This is a genomic window from Bradyrhizobium sp. BTAi1, from assembly GCF_000015165.1.
GTDB classification, from domain to species: domain Bacteria; phylum Pseudomonadota; class Alphaproteobacteria; order Rhizobiales; family Xanthobacteraceae; genus Bradyrhizobium; species Bradyrhizobium denitrificans.
The window spans coordinates 2,479,883-2,498,615 of sequence record NC_009485.1 but is presented as its reverse complement, the minus strand read 5'-3'; the positions used below and the strand labels follow the sequence as shown (position 1 = coordinate 2,498,615).

Below are 18,733 nucleotides of genomic sequence, written 5' to 3'. Positions count from 1 at the left end.
CGATCACCCGATGTCGAACTTGACGCCTTGGGCGAGCGGCAGGCTGCGTCCATAGTTCACGGTGTTGGTGGTGCGGCGCATATAGGCCTTCCAGGAATCCGAGCCGGATTCGCGGCCGCCGCCAGTCTCCTTCTCGCCGCCAAACGCGCCGCCGATCTCGGCGCCGGACGGACCGATATTGACGTTGGCGATGCCGCAATCAGAGCCTCGCGACGACACGAACAATTCGGCCTCGCGCAGGTCATTGGTGAAGATCGATGACGACAGCCCTTGCGGCACAGCATTATGCAACGCGATCGCGGCGTCGAGATCGCGATACGGCATGACGTAGAGGATCGGCGCGAAGGTCTCACGCTCGACCGGACCGGCCTGCGAGCTGATTTCGACCAGCGCGGGCCGCACGTAATAGGCGCCCTCGCAGCCCACGACCGCGACGCGCTCGCCGCCGAACACGCGCCCGCTTTGATCCCGGGCCGCGCTCAGGGCATCCTGCATGGCGTCATAGGCGCCACGGTCGATCAGCGGACCGATCAACGTGCCCGGCTGCAGCGGATTGCCGATCGCAACCGAGGCATAGGCCTGCTTGAGCCGCGGCACCAGCTGCTCATAGATATCGGCATGCACGAACAGCCGGCGCAGGCTGGTGCAGCGCTGGCCGGCGGTGCCCATCGCCGCGAAGGCCACCGCGCGGAGCGTGAGATCGAGATCGGCCGAGGGAGCGACGATCGCAGCATTGTTGCCGCCGAGTTCGAGAATGGCCCGCGCAAAGCGGCTGGCGAGGCAGGCCCCGACGACGCGGCCCATCGCCGTCGAGCCGGTTGCCGATACCAGCGGCACCCTGACATCGTCGACCAGCATCTCGCCGACCGCACGGCCGCCGATCAGCAGGCCAGCAAGCCCCTCCGGAGCCTCCCCGCCCTCGCGCCGGAACCGGGCCAGCGCGCGCGCCAGCAGGGCGTCGGTCGCCAGCGCCGTCAGCGGCGTCTTCTCGGAGGGCTTCCAGACCACGCTGTTGCCGCACACCAGCGCAATCGCCGCGTTCCACGCCCATACCGCCACGGGGAAGTTGAAGGCCGAAATGATGCCGGTGACGCCCAGGGGATGCCACGTCTCCATCATGCGGTGCTCGGCCCGCTCGGTCGCAATCGTCAGGCCATAGAGCTGGCGCGACAGGCCGACCGCGAAGTCGCAGATGTCGATCATCTCCTGGACCTCGCCGAGGCCCTCGGAGACGATCTTGCCGGCCTCGATCGAGACCAGGCGACCGAGCGCCGCCTTGTTGGCGCGGAGCTCCTCGCCGAGCAGGCGCACCAGTTCGCCGCGCTTCGGCGCGGGCACCAGCCGCCACTGCAAGAACGCGGCATGCGCCTGCGCGATGACCTCGGTCGCACCGGCCTGGGTCTCGTCATGCACCTGCCCCAGCACCTCGCCGGTGATCGGCGAGCGCGCCGCGCGCGCTCCGCCGCGCAGCCGCTCCGGCGCCACGCCGAGCGCGCTCAGGATGTCGGCGGTTTCCACAGCGAGCGAGAGGGAGGATGCTGGACTGGTGGACATTTACAACTCCGAATTTGCCTGCCGCGCCGGTGCGCGTAAGGATTAGTCATGGTCCGTCGGGATCGCCATCCCTGTAGATCAAATTCCGCTGCGGCGCGAGCATAAGGCGGCTGGCGAATCGGCCACTCGGCCATCCCCGCGGGCGGTGTCCTGGCGTCCGGTCGGGCCTGTCGCGAAAAGCTGCTGCGGTTTGCCCTGCGGCCCGGCTTCGCTCAACGTGCTGTTACGGCGGGTGCTGTTCTGGCGCGCATCGGAGAAGTCCCGCGACGCCGATGCGTCCGGGCTGGAGAGGTCGATGGTCCCTCGCAGGATGACGAGGGCGCAGGGAATGCCGGGCGCTGGCCGCAACCCATGGCCCGCCTGCAGCAAAAAAAGCAGGCGGCAGTCACCACAGGTTCAGCCGAACACCGGCATTCCCCGCGCGATGGTTTTCACAGTTATAACGTGCTCTCCCCGGTGTACGGCTGTCTAGCCACCGTCGTCCAGGAGGTCATCATCCCCCTGGACTTGACGCCAGCATCGCGGCGCCAGGACCACACGGCTTCCTGTCCGCCGATTGCCGTTCGTCCGCGTGCAAGCACGCTGCGGCAACAGGCGGCCATCGCCTTCCCGCCTCACGTGTCGTGACGATCGCGATACGCCCCTCGTGGCGAAGCAGGATGGACGGAGTAGAGCATAATTTCTGGAAAAACGAAAGAACAATCTTGAGCAGGAAAGCCGATTGGATCGGGGCTCATCGGCCACGGCCGGCGACTCGCATATGACGATCAAGGACTACGGGCAATTCTCCTCCACGTCGTGTCCAACAACATTGGCGGACGATCAACAAGGCTCCATCCCTACTCCACGCTCGCCAGCACGATCTCGCGCAGGATGCGCGTCGGCGGAATGCTCTGATCGTCGCGCTCGTAGTTGCCGGCGGTCACGGCGATGACCAGCTGCAAGGCGGGAATGATGTACAGGCGCTGGCCGCCTTCGCCTTGCGCCATCCACATCCGTTCCAGCCGGCCGGCGGCCCATCCCTTGGGCTTGCCGAAGGCGACATCGAGGAGAAACCATTGATAGCCGTAGCGGCGAAGCTCGTCGGCGCTGACGGCCGGCGTCGTGCAGCGGCGGATCCAATCGGCCGGAATGAGCTCCCGGCCATCCCATCGGCCGCCGGACAGCATCAGCGCGCCGATCCGGGCGAAGTCGCGCAGCGTCATGCGGGCGCCCGACGCGGCGAAGGGCTCGCCGTCGGCGCCGGTGGCCCATTGCGTCGGTCCGAGGCCGAGCGGATCGAACAGATGCGCGCGGGCGAAATCGTGCAGCGACTGGCCTGATCCTTTCGCGATCAGACGGGCGAGCACAGCCGTTGCTCCGCCGCAATAGGTCCAGTGCGTCCCCGGCGTCTCGACGACCGGGCGCGCCAGGATATAACGATAGCGATCGGCCGCCTCGTCCATGGCGATCTCGCTGTTGCGCGGATCACTGTAAGGCAGGCTGCTCTCGTCCCAGTCGGTGCCCATCGTCATCGTCAGCGCGTGGGCAACGGTGAGCCGCGCGCGCTCCGGACTGGCGAGATCGGCATACTCCGGAAAGGCCGCCAGCAGCGGCGCCTCGGGCGCCGGCACCTTGCCTTGCGCGTGCGCAATCCCATAGAGCAGAGCCACGATGCTCTTCGAGCAGGAGCGCAGATCGTGCGGCGTCTCCGCCGTGAACGTCACCGTGCCGATGTCGCCGACGCCGCGCGCACGATCCGGGCCTTCGAAATAGCGCTCGATGACGCGCTTGCCATCCCGGAGCACGATCAGCCCATGGATATTCCACAGGCGCCGCTCGGCAAGCGCCTGATCGAGCCGCCGGGCAACGCCTGCGGCGAAGGCATCGCCATCCGCGGCCGAAGCAAAGTCCCACGGCTGCTGTCCCGCGACGGGCAACATCTGCGACGAGACGGCCATGGCTCCCAATCCTGACAGAAGCTGACGACGATTTGGCACGATCGGAAGATCCCGCATGACCCGGACAAGTTTGCATTGATAGCAGACGCATTGCTAGCAGACGAGAGATACGCTGACAGCACTCCATTCGACTTGGCCCGTTGCCCGGCGGATGATCGGGACTTGCGGCTCGTATCGAGACGAACCGGCGGCGCGATCACCACGGCAACCCGCACAGATCGAGCATGCCGACGCGCGGCGCCATCATGAGGTCGAACACGAAGGGGTCGATGACACCGAACCGGATGCGTCCCTGCCGCGGCTGCTCGGCATGCACCTCGCCGTCGAACGCGCGCCAGCCGAGCTTTTTGTAGAGAGGCGCATGGCGTGGCTCGCAGAACAGCAGGCCGAAATCGACGCCATGCGTGTCCCGCATCTCGGTCACGGCACGGCGCATCAGTTCACCCGCGAGGCCCTGCCCCCGACAGTCCGGATGCGTCGCCACGTCGCCGACGCCGCAGATCCTGACGGGGCCCGCGTCGAGCGTTGCATCGCGCAGATGCAGTGCTGCATGGGCGATGACGTCGTCACGGCCGTCGAAGACGAGGATGCGGCTATGCGCATTGGCCCAGACCACTTCCTTCCATGGCAGAGCAGCCAGCACCTCCGCAGACCAGACACTATCCAACAGGTGGCGTGCGCGCTGCCGGCCCTGCTCGCCGCTCATGATCTCGATGCGATGGCCCATTGGTCGGTGCTCCGTCGGTGGATGGCGACATCTTACAACCAGGCACCTCCATTCCCCCCGTCACCACAACTCGTGGAAGAGCCCGAAGGCTAAGGCTTGCGAACGGCGATGACGAATGCCAAGAGTCGGCCGAGATGTCGCATGCGCTGCAGCGCAAGGGAAGCGGCCGATGTCTGACCTTCGCGTGCTGGCGCTGTTGTCCCTGGCGAAGGCCAGACTGGGCGCAAGGGGCCGAACACTGAATTCCAGGAGATGTCTCCCATCCGACGGAACGTTGTTGCGGGATGCGACCATTGGCGATCAGCAGCATGTCGGGACCAGCAGACGTGAATGTGCTGTCACCGAGATCTCAGCTTGCACCGAAATCTCGCGCATCAGGACATTTGCAAATGATCGTTGAACATCAGCGCCCGTATCTCGCATCCTATTGCCTGGTGCGCGCCGACGACGCAATCCTGCTGCAGCGGCGCTTCAACACCGGCTATTTGGATGGCCAATGGGCCCTGCCCTCCGGGCACGTCAATGAGGGCGAAGACGCCGTTGCGGCGGCATCACGTGAGCTGTTCGAGGAGACCCGCCTGATCGTCGCCGAGGACGCCTGGCGATTCGTCTGCGCCATGCACCGGCGGACCGACCGCAGCATTGTCGACCTCTTCTTCACCACGGATGGATTCAGCGGCGAGCCGCGCATCTGCGAGCCCGACAAGAGCGACGGCCTGCAGTTCTTTCCGCTCGATTGCCTTCCGCAGGGATTGGTGGGGTACATCGGCGTTGCCATCCAGTGCCTGATCGGGATCGGGCCGTCGCGTGGCACATATTTCAGCGAGGGCTGGTCGTGAGCCGGGGCGCGAACCGCGGCCCGATCTGCTAGGCTGCCGGCCGCTCCGCAACGAGGCACCGGGACCATGGCCGACACGCGCGCAATCCTCACCGAACTCTGGTCATCGCTCCGTCACGAGGCTCAGCTGGCGGCGGCGCGCGATCCGGTCTTCGGCCAGGCCTTGGCGGCTGCGATCCTCGATCATCCCGATCTCGGCAGCGTGGTGGCGCATCAGATCGGGGTTCGCCTGGGCAAGACGGCATCCGAGCGCGCCCGGTTTGCGGCAGTCGCACGCGAGGCCCATGCCGCGGCGCCAGCGCTTGTCGAGGCCGCGAGCCGTGATCTCGGCGCGATCGCGGCCCATGATCCGGCGACCACGGCGCTGCTGCCGCCGCTGCTGAACTACAAGGGCTACGTCGCGTTGCAGGCGTTTCGTGTCGCGCACTGGCTCTGGCGCCACGAACGGTTCGACCTCGCGCTGCTGCTTCAGGCCGAGTCCTCGACATCGTTGCAGGTGAGCATCCATCCCTCGGCGACGATCGGGACGTCGGTGTTTCTCGATCATGCCACCGGCATCGTCATCGGCGCCTTCGCTGCCATCGGCGACGACGTGACGATCCTGCAGAACGTCACGATCGGACGCCAGGATGCGCTGCCCGGCCGCAGCCCGCGGGTCGGCCATGGCGTGCTGATCTCGTCGGGCGCGACGATCCTCGGCAACGTCGCGATCGGCGACTTCGCCAAGATCGGCGCTGGCGCCCTCGTCACCGCCGATGTTCCGGCCGGCTGCACCGCGGTGGGCGCGCCGGCCCGGCTGACGAATTGTCCGCAGCAGCCGATATCGTCCGGAGCAACGCCGCTCGACGCCACATCATGAGACTGCGCTGACGCACAGGCCGTCAGCCATCGACACGGGGCGCGCGTGACGTCGAGGACAAGACCTGCGCCGTCAGTTCCTCCAGAGGCTTGGCCCCGTCCAGGCGCAGCACAGGACAAGGAAGATCGCTTAGCCACGTCTCATGTTTCGCCAGGGTGCGGCTCGTGCCGATGTCGGCCTCGTCATAGGCCGCTGCCCAGGCGACGAACTCTTCGGTTTCGCGATGACGCGCGCCGCCCGGCGCCACCGCTTCCGCGCCGTAGCGGGTGACCTCGCGGACCCGCAAACGCTGCAGCCGAAGCTCTTTCGCGATGGTGATGAAGACGACGAGATCGAAATGCGCGATCAGCGGGTCGCCCCAGCCCTGCAAGGATCCGCTCAGCACCCAGCGCCCCCGCGGCAGGAACATCGCCATCATCAGACGCAACCGCTCGGCGGCGGGACGCAATTCGGCGTAAGGTGGTTCGGTCGGCACCCAGATGTAGTCGTCCGTGTCATGATGCGGGACGGCCAGCGCCGAAGCCACGGCCCGGCCAAGAGTGGTCGTGCCCGAGCCCGACGCCCCCGTGATGTGAATACGACAGCTTGTCATGTCCCCGACCATGGCAGCAACAGATGTCGCCGTGATAACGTTGGTCTGGCAGCGATGCCAATGACGAGGCCAAGGACCGCCGTCGTGTCGGCACGGTTTGGCCGAATGAGCTCCGTATTGTCCCGAATTGTATTGTCGGACTGATCCGTCGATTGATCTCGACAGTTTTGGGATCGTGATGTCAGACGCGTCGAACACCAACCACAGTACTTCACGCGGCAATCAGACTGATCTGCCGCCTTGCCGCAGTTGCGGTCACCCTGCGGGGTCCATCCGCAGCATCCTCAATCCCCGTACCGGGGAGGCCGAGCGCATGTTCAAATGTTCCGCGTGCGGAACTCTCAACTGGCTGGCACCCGGTCGCTGATCGTCTCAGTCGATCGGACCGCCTGGAACCGAGGGAACCTGCCGGTCCTCCTCGGCCGCGAGTAACTCTTGTAGGATTCTGCGCTTCTGCTGATCCGTTTCAGCCTCGAGCAGCTGACGGAAACGACGAATATTCTCGTCGCGGATATAGCGTTCCATGCGGGTTTCCTCCGCGGTGACGGCGGAGACAATGCGAGCAAGTGTGTCCGAGTTCAAGCTGTCAATTATTCCGGACCACGTGCTCGCGGACCATCGTGACCGCTGCTGTTGCCAGTGCGGCGTGCCGTGATGGTCGCGTGCCGCTCGATCGACAGCATCGGCAGACCTCCGATCTCGAGCGGCGATGACAAACGAAACGGCCGCCCGTGAGGCGGCCGTTCTGCCCGATGTTGTCCACGTCAGTTCGTCATCGCGAAGCGCAGCGTCACGCCGCAGCGCTGGCCTGGATTGCGGGCACGCGGGGCTTGGCCTGTGCCAGATGCACCTTCCAGGCTTCGATCGCGACCACGAACGAGGTGATCGCCCAGAACACAGGATATTCGTAGCCGCCGGTGTTCCAGGTCCAGCCGAAGCCCTTGACCACCTGCAACGCATAGACCGCGAACAACAGCAGCACAGTGGCCCCCAGCGCAGCAAAGCGCGTGCAGATCCCGAGCACCAATGCCACCCCCGCGGCGCATTCGGAGGCTGCGGCGAGCACCACCCAGACTTCCGGCGGATGAAAACCAGCCTTGGCAAAGAAGCCGGCGGTCGCCGCCGACACCGCACCGCCGGCGAATTTCCCGGCAACATGCGGAAACAAAAACAGCCCGCACATAATGCGAAGAATGTTCATGCCATTCGTTAAATCAAAATTATCCGCCTTGATACGGAAGTCGTCCTTGGTGAGCCACATGACTCATCTCCTTTCTGATGAAGGCAATGTTCCAGAACGGAGAGCTGCTGTTGTTGCGGCATATCAAAATCGCTCCGCGTTTCATGCAGGACTGATTTGCAGCACGCGAGGCGAAGCGCGCGAGCAGCCGCAAAGCAGACCCAAGCGGTCAGCGACACGCCGCCGCGGAGAGCAGATTCCCTATTCATGACGGCGACTCGGACTTAATGTGAGCCGCTCCGCGGCTGATGCCGCAGGACATCGCTTCGTCTGATTGCAGAGGTTCGTTTTCACATGGATATGCCGCTGTGGCGCTGGTCGGCCACGCAACTCGCTTCCGCCATCCGCAACAAGGAGATCACGAGCCGCGAGGCGGTGACGGCGTGTCTCGACCGGATCGCTTCGATCAACCCCGAACTGAATGCCGTGGTGTCGGTGCAGGCCGACGATGCACTCGCGGCCGCCGACCTCGCCGACCACATGGTGGCGGCGGGGACCACGCTCGGCCCGCTGCACGGCGTGCCGGTGACGACCAAGATCAATGTCGACCAAGCGGGGCTGCCGACCACCAATGGCATCGTCGCGTTCAAGGACAATATCGCCAAGGACGACGCGCCCGTGGTGGCCAATCTCCGCCGCGCCGGCGCGGTCATCATCGGGCGCACCAACACGCCGGCGTTCTCGATGCGCTGGTTCACCGACAATGAGCTGCATGGGCGCACGCTCAATCCATGGCGGCCCGACCGCACCCCGGGCGGCTCGAGCGGCGGCGCGGCGGTAGCTGCGGCCACCGGCATGTGCGCCATCGCCCATGGCAATGACGGCGGCGGCTCGATCCGCTATCCGGCCTACTGCACCGGCACCGTCGGCCTGCGCCCGTCCTTCGGCCGCGTGCCCGCCTTCAACGGCACCGCGCCGAGCGAGCGGCAATTGTCGCTGCAGCTGATCTCGGTGCAGGGCGCGATCACGCGCAACGTCGCTGACGCGCGGCTCGCGCTCGCGGCGATGGCTGCCCCCGATCCGCGCGATCCCTGGCACGTGGCGATGCCGCTGGAAGGGCCGCGCCGCGATCATCCCGGGGTCGCCGTCTGTCTCGATCCGGCCGGGGTCGGCATCGCGCCGGAGGTGGAGGCCGCCGTGCGCAAGGCGGCGGCGATCCTGCATCGCGCCGGTTACGAGGTCAGCTGGCGCGATCCGCCGGACGTCGCCGCGGCCGCCAAGGCATGGAATGATTTCGCCCAAGGCGAGGCGCGCCTGACGCTGTCGGCGCAGATCGAGCAGCATGGCGACGCGCTGGCGCGCCGCGCCTTCGCATTGATGATGGCTCGCACGCCGGAGCTCGACGTCCCCTCACTGATGCAGCTGTCAGCGGCGCGCGCGACCTATCTGCGGCGCTGGCAGGCGTTCATGCAGGAGCATCCGCTGGTGCTGTGTCCGGTGGCGATGGAGACCGCCCTGCCCTACGGAGTCGACATCGAAAGCGAGGCCAGCGTCGACCGGCTGTATCGCTCGCATGTCTTCCTGTTCGCGACCGCCTATCTCGGGCTGCCCTCGATCAGCGTGCCGACCGGCGTGCATGAGGGCATTCCGATCGGAGTCCAGATCGTCGGTCCGCGCTTCCGCGAGGACCTCGTGCTGGATGCCGCCGCCGCGGTCGAACACGCCGCCGCCGAGGCGCCGCCCCTGCTGTCGTCGTGAGCCGCAGGCTCAGCTGCCCGTGCCGGACCAGACGGTCTCGGCCTTGGCGGCATCGAGGGCCGCAGCCAGCTCGTCGATCCGGTAGGGCTTCGACAGGATCCTGACGCCCGCCTCCTTGGCGGCGTGCACGGCGGCCCCCGAATAGCCGCTGGTCAGCAGGATCGGCACATCGCCGCGCCGCTTCTGGATCTCGCGGGCGAGCTCGACGCCATTCATGCCGCCGGGCATCATGACGTCGGAGAATACCAGATCGACCGCGCGTCCATCGGCGAGCGCGCCGAGCGCGGCGGCCGCGCTGGCTGCGCGGGTCACCTCATAGCCCAGCTGGCGCAGCATCTCGCTGACCAGCGCGGCGACCTCGTCATCGTCCTCGACCAGCAGGATCCGGCCCTCGTCGCGACGCCGGAGTCGCGGCCGGTGCAGGTCGACGAGATGGTGCTGACGGCCGGATGCGGCGTGCTCGGAGCGCGGAAGGTACAGGGCGATCGCGGTCCCCCGGCCGACCTCCGAGTCGATGCACACCGAGCCTCGCGACTGCTTGGCAAAGCCATAGACCTGGGCCAGCCCCAGCCCGCTGCCCTTGCCAATATCCTTGGTCGTGAAGAACGGCTCGAAGACGCGAAGGCGGACATCGTCGGTCATGCCGGTGCCGGTGTCGACCACCGACAGGCGGACATAGTCGCCCGCGACCTCGTCATCCTTCCAATTCGGCAGGTTCTCGCCGCGGACCACGATCGTGCCGCCGGTCGGCATCGCATCGCGCGCGTTGACGGCGAGATTGAGCACCACCAGCTCGAGCTCGCCGGGATCGACCTCGACCGGCCAGAGCGTGTCGGGAAAATCGAACATTACATGGACGTCGCCGCGCAGGCTGCGATCGAGCAGTTCGCGCATGCCGCCGATCTGGCGGGCGATGTCGACCGGTTCAGGCCGCAGCTCCTGCCGGCGCGAGAAGGCCAGCAATTGCCGGGTCAGGCTGGCGCCGCGCTGCGCCGCCTGGATCATGCCGTCCATCAGACGCCGACGCCGCGCGGGATCGGCCTGGCGGTCCAGCATGTCGAGCCCGCCGGAGATCACCATCAGAAGATTGTTGAAATCATGCGCCACGCCGCCCGTCAGCCGGCCGATCGCCTCGATCTTCTGCGCCTGGCGCAGCGTCTCCTCGACGCGCGCCCGTTCCGCCATCTCGACGCGGAGCTGCTCGTTGGATTCGGCCAGCGCGCGGGTCCGCTCCACCACCAGCCGTTCGAGCTGCTGCGCCGTCTGCTCGCGCGCCTCGATCAGCGTGCGGATCTCATATTGGCGGCGCCGCGCCCGCAATGCCGACTGCACGGCGCTCATCAGCGTGATCGGCTGGATCGGCCGCTCGAGCAGCGAAACGTTGCGGAGCGCGGCCACCAGGTTGCGCCGCCACGCGGCGACCGCGGGTTGCTCGCGGTGGCTCGTCAGCACGATGAAGGGCAGGTCCGACCAGGCCGCCTGCCGCGCGACCCATTGCGTGAGCCCGGCCGTGTCCTTGGCAAACAGTCCCTCTTCCGCCACCACGACCGCGCCGACCCCGGCGCTCAATTCATCGACCAGCTCGGCGAGCGAGGCGCAGACCCGGGTTGCGAGCTTCGTGCTCCGAAGCAGCTCCGCGGACGCCGGACCGTCGCGTCCGATCGGAGCGAAGACGAGCACACGCTGATCCAGCTCAGTGCTCATCTGGCGTGCCCCGCTCAGGGAGGACGCTGCCCGCATAATGCGGGTTGCCCGTGAAGATCCCGCTGAACTCGGTGAGCGGCGGCCCGAGCGAGAGGCCCGCGCCGCTCAAGCGGAACTCGCGGATCGTATGCTCGTGATGCCCGCTCCGCTTCTTGACGACGGACAACGCGCGGCGGACCGTCCCCGCCACCTCGAAATAGCGCAGCATCAGCACGGCGTCGCTGAGATAGCTGATGTCCAGCGGTGTATCCATCGGCCCGACCAGGCCGTGTTGCGCGAGCACGAGGATGGTCAACACGCCCTGCTGGGCGAGATAGCTCAGCAGCTCGTGCATCTGCAGGATCAGGAAGCGCTCATCTGGCATCGCGTTGAGATAGCCGTTGAGGCTGTCGATGATGATGATACGCGCATTGTCGTGCTCGACGCTGCGCCGGACGATCGCGCCGAACTCGCCCGGCGACAGCTCGGCCGGATCGACCTGCTGGAAACGGATCAGGCCCGAATCCAGGTGCCGCTGCAGCGGCAGGCCGAGCGTGCGCGCGCGCGCTTCCACGGTGCCGCGGCCCTCGTCGAACGCGAAGAATACCGCATGCTCGCCGCGCTCGGCCGCCGCGATCGCATAGCTCAGCGCGACCGACGATTTGCCGACACCGGCCGCGCCGATCAGCAACGCATTGGTGCCGCGTTCCAGCCCTCCGCCCAGCAGCTGATCGAGCTCTGCATTGCCGCTGGAGGTGAATTCGCCCTCGAACGAGCGGTGATGCTCCGAGGCCACGAGGCGCGGAAAGATCCGCAGGCCGCCTTGGCTGATCGTGAAATCGTGGAAGCCGCCACGGAACGAGATGCCGCGCATCTTGATCACGCGCAGGCGGCGGCGTTCGGAGCCATATTCGATCGCAAGCTGCTCCAGGATGACGACACCATGCGCCACCGAATGCAGCTGCAGATCGTCCTGCGACGACGACAGATCGTCGAGCAGGATGACCGTGCAGTTGCGCTTGGCGAAGAAGTGTTTCAGCGCCAGCACCTGGCGACGGTAGCGCAGCGGGCTCTGCGCCAGGAGGCGGAGCTCGGACAGGCTGTCGATCACGATGCGGGCGGGGTTCATGCGCTCGACCTCTCTGAACATCAGGCCGGTAGTTTCGCTGAGCTCGACCTCGGCGGGATGGAACACGGTGAGCTCCCGCTCCGGATCGAGCGTGGTCTCCGGCGGCACCAGCTCGAACATGTCGACGCCGTCGAGCGACCAGCCGTGACGCTGGGCCACGACCTCCAGCTCACGCTTGGTCTCGGACAGGGTGATGTACAGCACGCGTTCGCCCAGGCTCTGGCCCTTGAGCAGGAATTGCAAAGCGATGGTGGTCTTGCCGGTGCCCGGCCGCCCCTCGTAGAGATAGAGCCGATTGGCGTCCAAGCCGCCGCCGAGAATGTCGTCCAGACCCTCACTCCCGGTCGAGACGCGCGCGCTCATCTTGGCCTCGCCGCTCTGTTGGCTGCCTGGCAGCTCCTTCGTCATTCGAACACTCCGTCGTCAGCGCGAGACGCGCCATCGGTCGCCGCTGCGGAGATCGCCCCACGCGACGCCCGCGGCTCCTCCGCACAAGGAACACGGCCGATCCGTGTCAGGTTCCGAAGGAACCGCGTCCCGCTGACACGGCCGTCGCGCATCCACGACCGTCGGCGGGAGCAGCCGGGTCGCATGTGGGGGGCTCGGATAGATCAGGTGGAATGGCCGACCGTGTCGGCCATGGTGGCGCCGCGCGCGCCGAGCGGCTTCTCCGGGCCGGTGGTGGTGTCGCGCAGGGTCTGATGCTCCAGTTCGGCGTCGAGCTCACCGCCGATCAGGATCACGATGGCCGAGATCCAGATCCAGGTCATGAAGCCGATCGCCGCGCCGAGCGAGCCGTAGGTGGCGTTGAAGCTGCCGAAATTCGCCGCATACCAGGAGAACAGCGCCGATCCTCCGAGCCACAGCGCCGCCGCCAGCGCACTGCCCCAGCTGATCCAGCGCCATTTCGGCTCCTCGCGATCCGGCCCGTAGCGGTAGATCAGCGCGAGCCCGAGCGACACGCAGACGAAGATCGCGGGCCAGCGGCCGATGCGCAGCAGGAGATCGGCGGCATCCGACAGGCCCATAGAATGCAGCACCACCGGGACCACGACGATGGCGCCGATCGCCACCAGCGCGAACAGGATCGCGCCGCCGGTGAACAGCAGCGAGATCGCGTTGAGCTTGAAGAAGCCGCGCGTCTCCGGCTCGCGATAGACCACGTTGAGCGTGTCGAACAGCGACTTCATGGCGGCATTGGCGCTCCACAATGAAATCGCCAGGCTGATCCCGAATGTCAGACCGAGGGCCTGGCTGCCTTTGGCGGAGACCCGCGTGAGCTGATCGCGCGCAATATCGATGGCGCCGCCCGGCAGCAGCCCCTGCAGCTGCTCCAGATGCCCGGTGATCCTGGCCGGATCGGAAAACAGGCCATAGATCGCGACCAGCGCCGCCAGCGCCGGAAAGATGGCCAGCAGCGTATAGAACGTCATCCCCGCCGCCAGCGCCACGATCCTGTGCTCGGTGATGTTCTGATAGACCCGATACAGGACGTCCTTCCACCCTCGCGCCGGAATCTCGGACGGCGCGTTGGCGAGCCGGCCTCGGTCATCCCCCAATGCGGTGCTTGATCTCTGGCCACGCATCTCTTCGGAACGCTGCTCGAAATACTGGATCAGAAACGCCAGGCCGAGCAGCGCCAGCATGCCCCCGGTGCTCGGTCCGCGCATGCTGCGCATGCCGAGCACATTCGGCGTCTCCTGATGTGCGTCCTTAGACTTCTTCGATCGACCGAACATGGGAGAGCATCCGCTGTTGCCGGGAAGCAACCGAGCGAGTCCGCGATTGTTCCGGAGCGGAGCCGGAGCGCCCGCACGCTTGATGCGTTAAGTGTGGACGTGAGCTGGCGATAACAGTTAATGTTGTGCGTGAGGAACGCGCTTGCACAGCCCCGCGTTGCAAATGCACCTTTCAACGCAAGGATAATTCGATGCGCCGCCTGCTATTTGCTTCGCTGTCCGCCGCCGTCCTGGCGGGTTTCGCCGCGATCTCGCCCGCGTCCGCCGCGCAGGACCGCTATTGTCTGCAGGGTCGAAGCTGGGGCTATCCCGGCAATTGTCAGTTCGCCACCTATCAGCAGTGCCAGGCTGCCGCGTCCGGCACCAGTGCCGGCTGCGGGATCAACCCGGCCTATGCCTACGCCCGCCAGCGTGGCGGCTACTATCCCCGCTATTGAACGCGGCTCCCCCGGCCTCCGGCACCGCTTCTAGGACTCGCTTGATGTGTAGGGGTGCGGCGGCTGGGTCGCCGCTCCTCGGATGCCCCTTTGATCGCACCGACTGAAGCGATCGTGAAGCTCCGTCCGCCGCATTGCGGCAGGACCACCGACCTCCTCGAAGTTCGGACAAAGGCTCTCTGCTCAGGCGCAGGTCGATGCTGCATGGCCGCATCCCCTCCTCCGTTCGCCGGCCATGGCAATCGGAACATTGCCCGTCGCCACAGCTTATAGGGCGACGGATCCAAACGGAGGAGGACACCATGGACGGACTGATTTACCTCGTCGGCTTGATCGTGGTCATCATGGCCATTCTGTCGTTCTTCGGCCTGCGCTGAGACCAAGGCCATGAGCATGGAAACCACGCCGATCGCCGCGGCACCCATCGGGCGCGCGGCTGCCGACCGCTGGACGCTGCAATGGACCCCGGTCATTGCAGGCGCTCTCACCGCCGGTGCCGTCTCGTCGATCCTGGTCAGCTTCGCGATGACGGTGGGGCTCGGGGTCAGCTCCACGGCGCCGACCTGGCGCGACGCCTCCGTGGCGCTGTGGCTGCTCTCCGGCCTCTACCTCGTGCTGCAGGCCCTCGTCAGCTTCGGCTGTGGCGGCTACGTCGCCGGACGCGTGCGCGCGCCCTATGATCTCGCCGAGAGCGACGAGACCGAGAAGCGTGACGGACTGCATGGCGTCGCGTCCTGGGCGCTGGCGGTCGTGCTCGGCACCGTGCTGGCGGCCATGGTCGCCTCGGCGGCCAGCAGGCCGAATCCGTTGAGCTCGCCGCAGACGGTCAATGAGCCGTCGATGCTGAGCTACGAGATCGACCATCTGTTCCGGGCCACACGGCGAGCACCGAGCCCTGACCTCGCGCCGGCGCGCAGCGAAGCCGGCCGGATCCTGTTGACGGCGTCGAGCCACAGCGGCGTCAGCGCCGACGATCGCAACTATCTGGTCCAACTCGTCGGCGCGACGACCGGGCTTGCCGGTCCTGACGCCGATCGTCGCGTCGACACGACGATCGCGAACGCGAAATCGGCGCTGTCACGTTCACGCGCGAGCACGACCATCCTCGCCTTCTCCGTGGCAACCGCGCTGCTGCTGGGCGTGGTGGCGGCATGGATGGGCGCGGAAAGCGGCGGGCGGCATCGCGACGGCAAGCCGGTCACCGGCTGGATGCTGCACGCCAACCGCTTCAGCCGGCGGCGCGACATGTGGCGTCGCCCGGCGTCGATGCCGGAATAAGCCTCGACGATAACGGCCCGGTCGATGACCGGGCCGTTATTCGCGCATGGAGGGCGAGCTGCTCAACTGAGCAGACGTCGCATCAGATGCGCATCCGCGCCATAGCTCGCGAGCTTGCTGTCGCAGTTCTCGGCTGCCATCGCCGCAAACCCCTGCTTCGTCCAGAACGGCGTCGAGCCGTTGACCGCGACCAGCGAGAGCGACGGCAGGTTGAGATCGCGTGCATGCCGAACCAGCTGCGCAACGATCCAGGACGCGGCACCGCTGCCGCGGGCATCCGGCAGCAGCGCCAGATCGTGGACGTAATAGGTCGCAGCCGCTTCGGGGAGACCGCCGAGCAAGGCGTTCAATGCCGGTGGCTCGCCCAGATGCCACGGATGGCTGATCACATAGCCGGCGATCTCGCCGCCCGTCATCAGCACGCGGCATCCCGTAGCATGCAGACGCAAACGCTCAGCAAACACGGCGTGGTCTTCGGGATAAGAGGGATGCACCCGGGCTGCAATCACATCGACACTGGCGAGGTCGTCGACAGTCATGGCACGCCAGTTAGAGCCAGCCACGTTGGCTTGACGTGCGCTCATCTGGCGAGCGACAGCCATCGCTCGCTGGCCGACACCGCCGCCGGCCAAAGCGCATCGGTCGGCAATCCCCGGTGCAGCGCCTTGCCGACCTCGCAGATCGACAGGAAGGCCGACGACCGGGCCTCTTCGGTCTCGAACGGCTGCGCGTCGCTCGGGCTCCGCACCAGCCCCATCAACCCATTCAACATCTGCAATGCAGCATCCGGAGCCGCAGCCTGCGCCGACCTCAGCGCCGCCACCACCTGCTCGGCCTTTTCCGTCTCCGTCACCAGCGCCTCTCATTCGGCCCAAACCACGCGACGTTAGCAAGCTGAAGACCGCTCCGCAACGCGGTCAGCCCGGCCCGGCACCGGCACATGTCCTCCTCGGCGGCCTCGCGGTGGTGGGCGGCGCTCGGCAAGCTGGGTCACGACCTGCTTAGATGGGACCCGACATGACTCTTGTCGCAACCTCCCAATGCTTCCACCAGACACAGCGGCCGCGATCCCATGATGGGTCGTGAACCTGATCCGGCTTGATCTCGCGTGGCCTGGAATACAGCAGCGTCCGACGCGCGCGCGGCCGCGAAGGTTTCCGGTGAAGGAACGTCCTGCCCGTCCCGCGCAGAGGAACAATATGAACTTGCGAATGTTGAGATCAATTCCGGGCGCAAGATTCTCCGCAACCGATGGACCGAGGATGGGCGCGGGATGCAGGCAGGTTTTGCGTTGACCAAGTTGGCCGACCGGCTGACGAGCCTGATAGAACTGTCGGGCGACGATCTGGAATTGCTGGCGCGAATGCCCAGCTCGATCCGGAGCTTCGCCTCGCATCATGACATTTGGCGCAAGAACGACGAACCCTCCGTCTGCTGTGTTCTCCTGCAGGGCTATGTGTGCTGGAAGGACACCGACGCCGGGGCCGGCCAGATCACCTCCATCTACGTTCCCGGCGATGTGCCGAACCTGTACACCATGGTCTCGCCTGCCGTGACGGCCACGCTGTGCACGCTGAGCCCGGTCGTGGCCGCGTTCGTGCCGCATGCGTTCTTTCGCGAAGCGAAGGCACAGTCGGCGCGCCTCGCCCATGCCTTGACGCTGACGTCGCTTGCGGAGACCGCGACGCTGCGAACATGGCTCACCAACCTCGGCAGCCGGGATTCCCTGAGCCGCGTCGCACATCTGATCTGCGAGATCACAGTGCGGCTGCGCGCCGTCGGCCTCGGCCGCGATCTGCGCTTTCCATCTCCCTTCACCCAACCCGATCTGGCCGCAATCTGCGGCATCTCACCGGTTCATGCCAATCGCACCATTCAGGAGCTGCGGCGCCGCGCGCTGCTGCATTGGCATTCACGCACGATCGCGGTGACCGACTGGGCGGGCCTCGTGCGGCTGGCGGACTTCAACGCCGATTATCTCATGCTCCGCCGGCTGCCGGTGCTGGAGACGCATTCGGCTCCGCGGCAGGCGTCCGATCCCCCGCTCGAGTTGCAGCAAGCGGCCATGTTGACACGATCGCCCACGCGCCTGCTATGACGCGGGCCAGCGCGCCTGCAGAGACGCGGATGGTCGACTCCCTTGGCGGGTATCACCTCGACATCATGGTCGCCCGCATCTTCAACAGCGACGGGCCATACCGTCTACGACGGCTCCGGCAGCCAGACGCGCAGCTTCATGCTGCTCGGCTGGCGTCCGCAGCTTCCGCCGAGCAGCGACAATGGGGCTCTCGCGACAACGCGGCGTCAGCTGCCGCTGCTCTTGCCGGAGGCCAGCGATCTCGCCATGTCCAGATGCTTCTGCAGAACCGGCACGGTCTGCTGGGCGAAATCCGACAGCGGCGATTTCGCTGCAGCTTCCTTCTTGTATTTCGCGATGTCCTTCTCGTGATCGCGAACCATGGCCTTGGCAAAGGCCTGGTCGAAACGGTTGCCCTGGAGCGCGTCCAGCCGGTTATAGATCGCCAATTGCTGCTTGTTCGGTTCCGACGGCACCGTGATGCCGTTCTGTTGCGCCAATTGCTGCGCCTTCTGCAGATGATCCCCATGGTCCTGCTGCAGCGCCTGCCCGAACTGCTTGACCTGGTCGCTCTGGCCCTTCTGCTGCGCCAGCTTGCCCATGTTCACCTCGGCGAGATCGCCTTCGATCGCTTCGGTCATGAAGTGCTGGTCCTTGGCGGCCGATTGTCCTTTCGGCGCAGCGGTCGCGCCCGAAGCCACGAGCAGGGTCGTGGCGCAGGCGGCCAGTGCGGTCTGGATGATTCGCTTCTGATGAGCGCCGATCAGTCTGGTCATCGTCGATCTCCGAGGGTTGAGAGCCGTATCGTCGCCACGGCAAGAGTCGGAGCCTGCGATGGTTCCTAGGATCGTGTCGGCCGCCGCTCTCCAGGGGGGTCGGCGAGCCCGGCGGCACTCGGGTTCCCGCCGAACAGCGTGGCTGGGACGTTCTGCCTTGCTCGCG

The 18,733-nt window shown here is 66.4% G+C and carries 20 protein-coding genes; 8 read left to right on the top strand and 12 right to left on the bottom strand.

What is annotated here, in order from left to right:
- Nucleotides 1-3: 3 nt before the first annotated feature.
- Nucleotides 4-1,554: an aldehyde dehydrogenase family protein gene (locus BBTA_RS11230; protein WP_012042606.1), complete on the bottom strand. Its 1,551-nt coding sequence runs from the start codon at nt 1,552-1,554 to the stop codon at nt 4-6.
- Between the two features lie 351 nt (nt 1,555-1,905).
- Between BBTA_RS11230 and BBTA_RS38800 the strand changes: the two genes are divergently transcribed.
- Nucleotides 1,906-2,181: a hypothetical protein gene (locus tag BBTA_RS38800; RefSeq protein ID WP_012042605.1), complete on the top strand. Its 276-nt coding sequence runs from the start codon at nt 1,906-1,908 to the stop codon at nt 2,179-2,181.
- 212 nt (nt 2,182-2,393) lie between these two features.
- On the opposite strand, the gene BBTA_RS11225 is transcribed toward BBTA_RS38800, so the two are convergent.
- Together BBTA_RS11225 and BBTA_RS11220 are read right to left on the bottom strand one after the other, a co-directional pair.
- Nucleotides 2,394-3,494 (bottom strand): serine hydrolase, encoded by a 1,101-nt coding sequence (locus tag BBTA_RS11225; protein ID WP_012042604.1) that lies wholly within the window; start codon nt 3,492-3,494, stop codon nt 2,394-2,396.
- Between the two features lie 196 nt (nt 3,495-3,690).
- Nucleotides 3,691-4,200, bottom strand: coding sequence for a GNAT family N-acetyltransferase (locus BBTA_RS11220; RefSeq protein WP_244424404.1), 510 nt, complete (start codon nt 4,198-4,200; stop codon nt 3,691-3,693).
- A gap of 410 nt (nt 4,201-4,610) precedes the next feature.
- On the opposite strand from BBTA_RS11220, the gene BBTA_RS11215 reads away from it, so the two are divergent.
- A complete protein-coding gene (locus BBTA_RS11215) occupies nt 4,611-5,060 on the top strand; it encodes an NUDIX domain-containing protein (protein WP_012042602.1) in 450 nt (149 codons plus the stop codon).
- Between the two features lie 66 nt (nt 5,061-5,126).
- Entirely contained in the window at nt 5,127-5,918 is a 792-nt protein-coding gene (gene epsC, locus BBTA_RS11210) for a serine O-acetyltransferase EpsC (RefSeq protein WP_012042601.1), read from the top strand.
- A 22-nt stretch (nt 5,919-5,940) separates the two neighbouring features.
- On the opposite strand, the gene BBTA_RS11205 is transcribed toward epsC, so the two are convergent.
- The 3 genes from BBTA_RS11205 to BBTA_RS11195 form a co-directional block, all read right to left on the bottom strand.
- Nucleotides 5,941-6,510, bottom strand: coding sequence for a hypothetical protein (locus BBTA_RS11205; RefSeq protein ID WP_012042600.1), 570 nt, complete (start codon nt 6,508-6,510; stop codon nt 5,941-5,943).
- 372 nt (nt 6,511-6,882) lie between these two features.
- Entirely contained in the window at nt 6,883-7,035 is a 153-nt protein-coding gene (locus tag BBTA_RS40710; protein ID WP_168167883.1) for a hypothetical protein, read from the bottom strand.
- Between the two features lie 265 nt (nt 7,036-7,300).
- Nucleotides 7,301-7,771, bottom strand: coding sequence for a DoxX family protein (locus tag BBTA_RS11195; protein ID WP_012042598.1), 471 nt, complete (start codon nt 7,769-7,771; stop codon nt 7,301-7,303).
- 273 nt (nt 7,772-8,044) lie between these two features.
- On the opposite strand from BBTA_RS11195, the gene BBTA_RS11190 reads away from it, so the two are divergent.
- Nucleotides 8,045-9,448, top strand: coding sequence for an amidase (locus tag BBTA_RS11190; RefSeq protein WP_012042597.1), 1,404 nt, complete (start codon nt 8,045-8,047; stop codon nt 9,446-9,448).
- 9 nt (nt 9,449-9,457) lie between these two features.
- Here BBTA_RS11190 and BBTA_RS11185 read toward each other — a convergent pair whose 3' ends face one another.
- From BBTA_RS11185 to BBTA_RS11175, 3 genes are all read right to left on the bottom strand, one after another.
- Nucleotides 9,458-11,152 carry a response regulator gene (locus BBTA_RS11185; protein ID WP_012042596.1) on the bottom strand — a complete coding sequence of 565 codons (1,695 nt, stop codon included), beginning with the start codon at nt 11,150-11,152 and terminating at the stop codon, nt 9,458-9,460.
- Nucleotides 11,142-12,668, bottom strand: a complete 1,527-nt coding sequence (locus tag BBTA_RS11180; RefSeq protein WP_012042595.1) for an ATPase domain-containing protein — start codon at nt 12,666-12,668, stop codon at nt 11,142-11,144. Before BBTA_RS11180 ends, BBTA_RS11185 begins: the two co-directional genes overlap by 11 nt.
- Nucleotides 12,669-12,871: 203 nt before the next feature.
- Nucleotides 12,872-13,930 (bottom strand): YihY/virulence factor BrkB family protein, encoded by a 1,059-nt coding sequence (locus tag BBTA_RS11175; protein ID WP_012042594.1) that lies wholly within the window; start codon nt 13,928-13,930, stop codon nt 12,872-12,874.
- A gap of 260 nt (nt 13,931-14,190) precedes the next feature.
- Here BBTA_RS11175 and BBTA_RS11170 point away from each other — a divergent pair, with 260 nt between their 5' ends.
- The 3 genes from BBTA_RS11170 to BBTA_RS11165 all read left to right on the top strand — a co-directional run bounded on the left by BBTA_RS11170 (nt 14,191) and on the right by BBTA_RS11165 (nt 15,714).
- On the top strand, nt 14,191-14,436 hold the full coding sequence (locus tag BBTA_RS11170; RefSeq protein ID WP_012042593.1) for a DUF3551 domain-containing protein: 246 nt from the start codon (nt 14,191-14,193) through the stop codon (nt 14,434-14,436).
- A gap of 197 nt (nt 14,437-14,633) precedes the next feature.
- A complete protein-coding gene (locus BBTA_RS38135; RefSeq protein WP_049795342.1) occupies nt 14,634-14,813 on the top strand; it encodes a hypothetical protein in 180 nt (59 codons plus the stop codon).
- A gap of 10 nt (nt 14,814-14,823) precedes the next feature.
- A complete protein-coding gene (locus tag BBTA_RS11165) occupies nt 14,824-15,714 on the top strand; it encodes a hypothetical protein (RefSeq protein WP_041750554.1) in 891 nt (296 codons plus the stop codon).
- 62 nt (nt 15,715-15,776) lie between these two features.
- Here BBTA_RS11165 and BBTA_RS11160 read toward each other — a convergent pair whose 3' ends face one another.
- The gene (locus BBTA_RS11160; protein WP_012042590.1) at nt 15,777-16,298 is read right to left on the bottom strand and encodes a GNAT family N-acetyltransferase; all 522 of its coding nucleotides are present in this window, start codon (nt 16,296-16,298) and stop codon (nt 15,777-15,779) included.
- Entirely contained in the window at nt 16,295-16,567 is a 273-nt protein-coding gene (locus BBTA_RS11155; RefSeq protein WP_012042589.1) for a hypothetical protein, read from the bottom strand. Before BBTA_RS11155 ends, BBTA_RS11160 begins: the two co-directional genes overlap by 4 nt.
- Nucleotides 16,568-16,987: 420 nt before the next feature.
- Here BBTA_RS11155 and BBTA_RS11150 point away from each other — a divergent pair, with 420 nt between their 5' ends.
- Nucleotides 16,988-17,812, top strand: coding sequence for a Crp/Fnr family transcriptional regulator (locus BBTA_RS11150; protein WP_012042588.1), 825 nt, complete (start codon nt 16,988-16,990; stop codon nt 17,810-17,812).
- A 206-nt stretch (nt 17,813-18,018) separates the two neighbouring features.
- On the opposite strand, the gene BBTA_RS11145 is transcribed toward BBTA_RS11150, so the two are convergent.
- Entirely contained in the window at nt 18,019-18,567 is a 549-nt protein-coding gene (locus tag BBTA_RS11145) for a DUF4142 domain-containing protein (RefSeq protein WP_012042587.1), read from the bottom strand.
- Nucleotides 18,568-18,733: the final 166 nt, after the last annotated feature.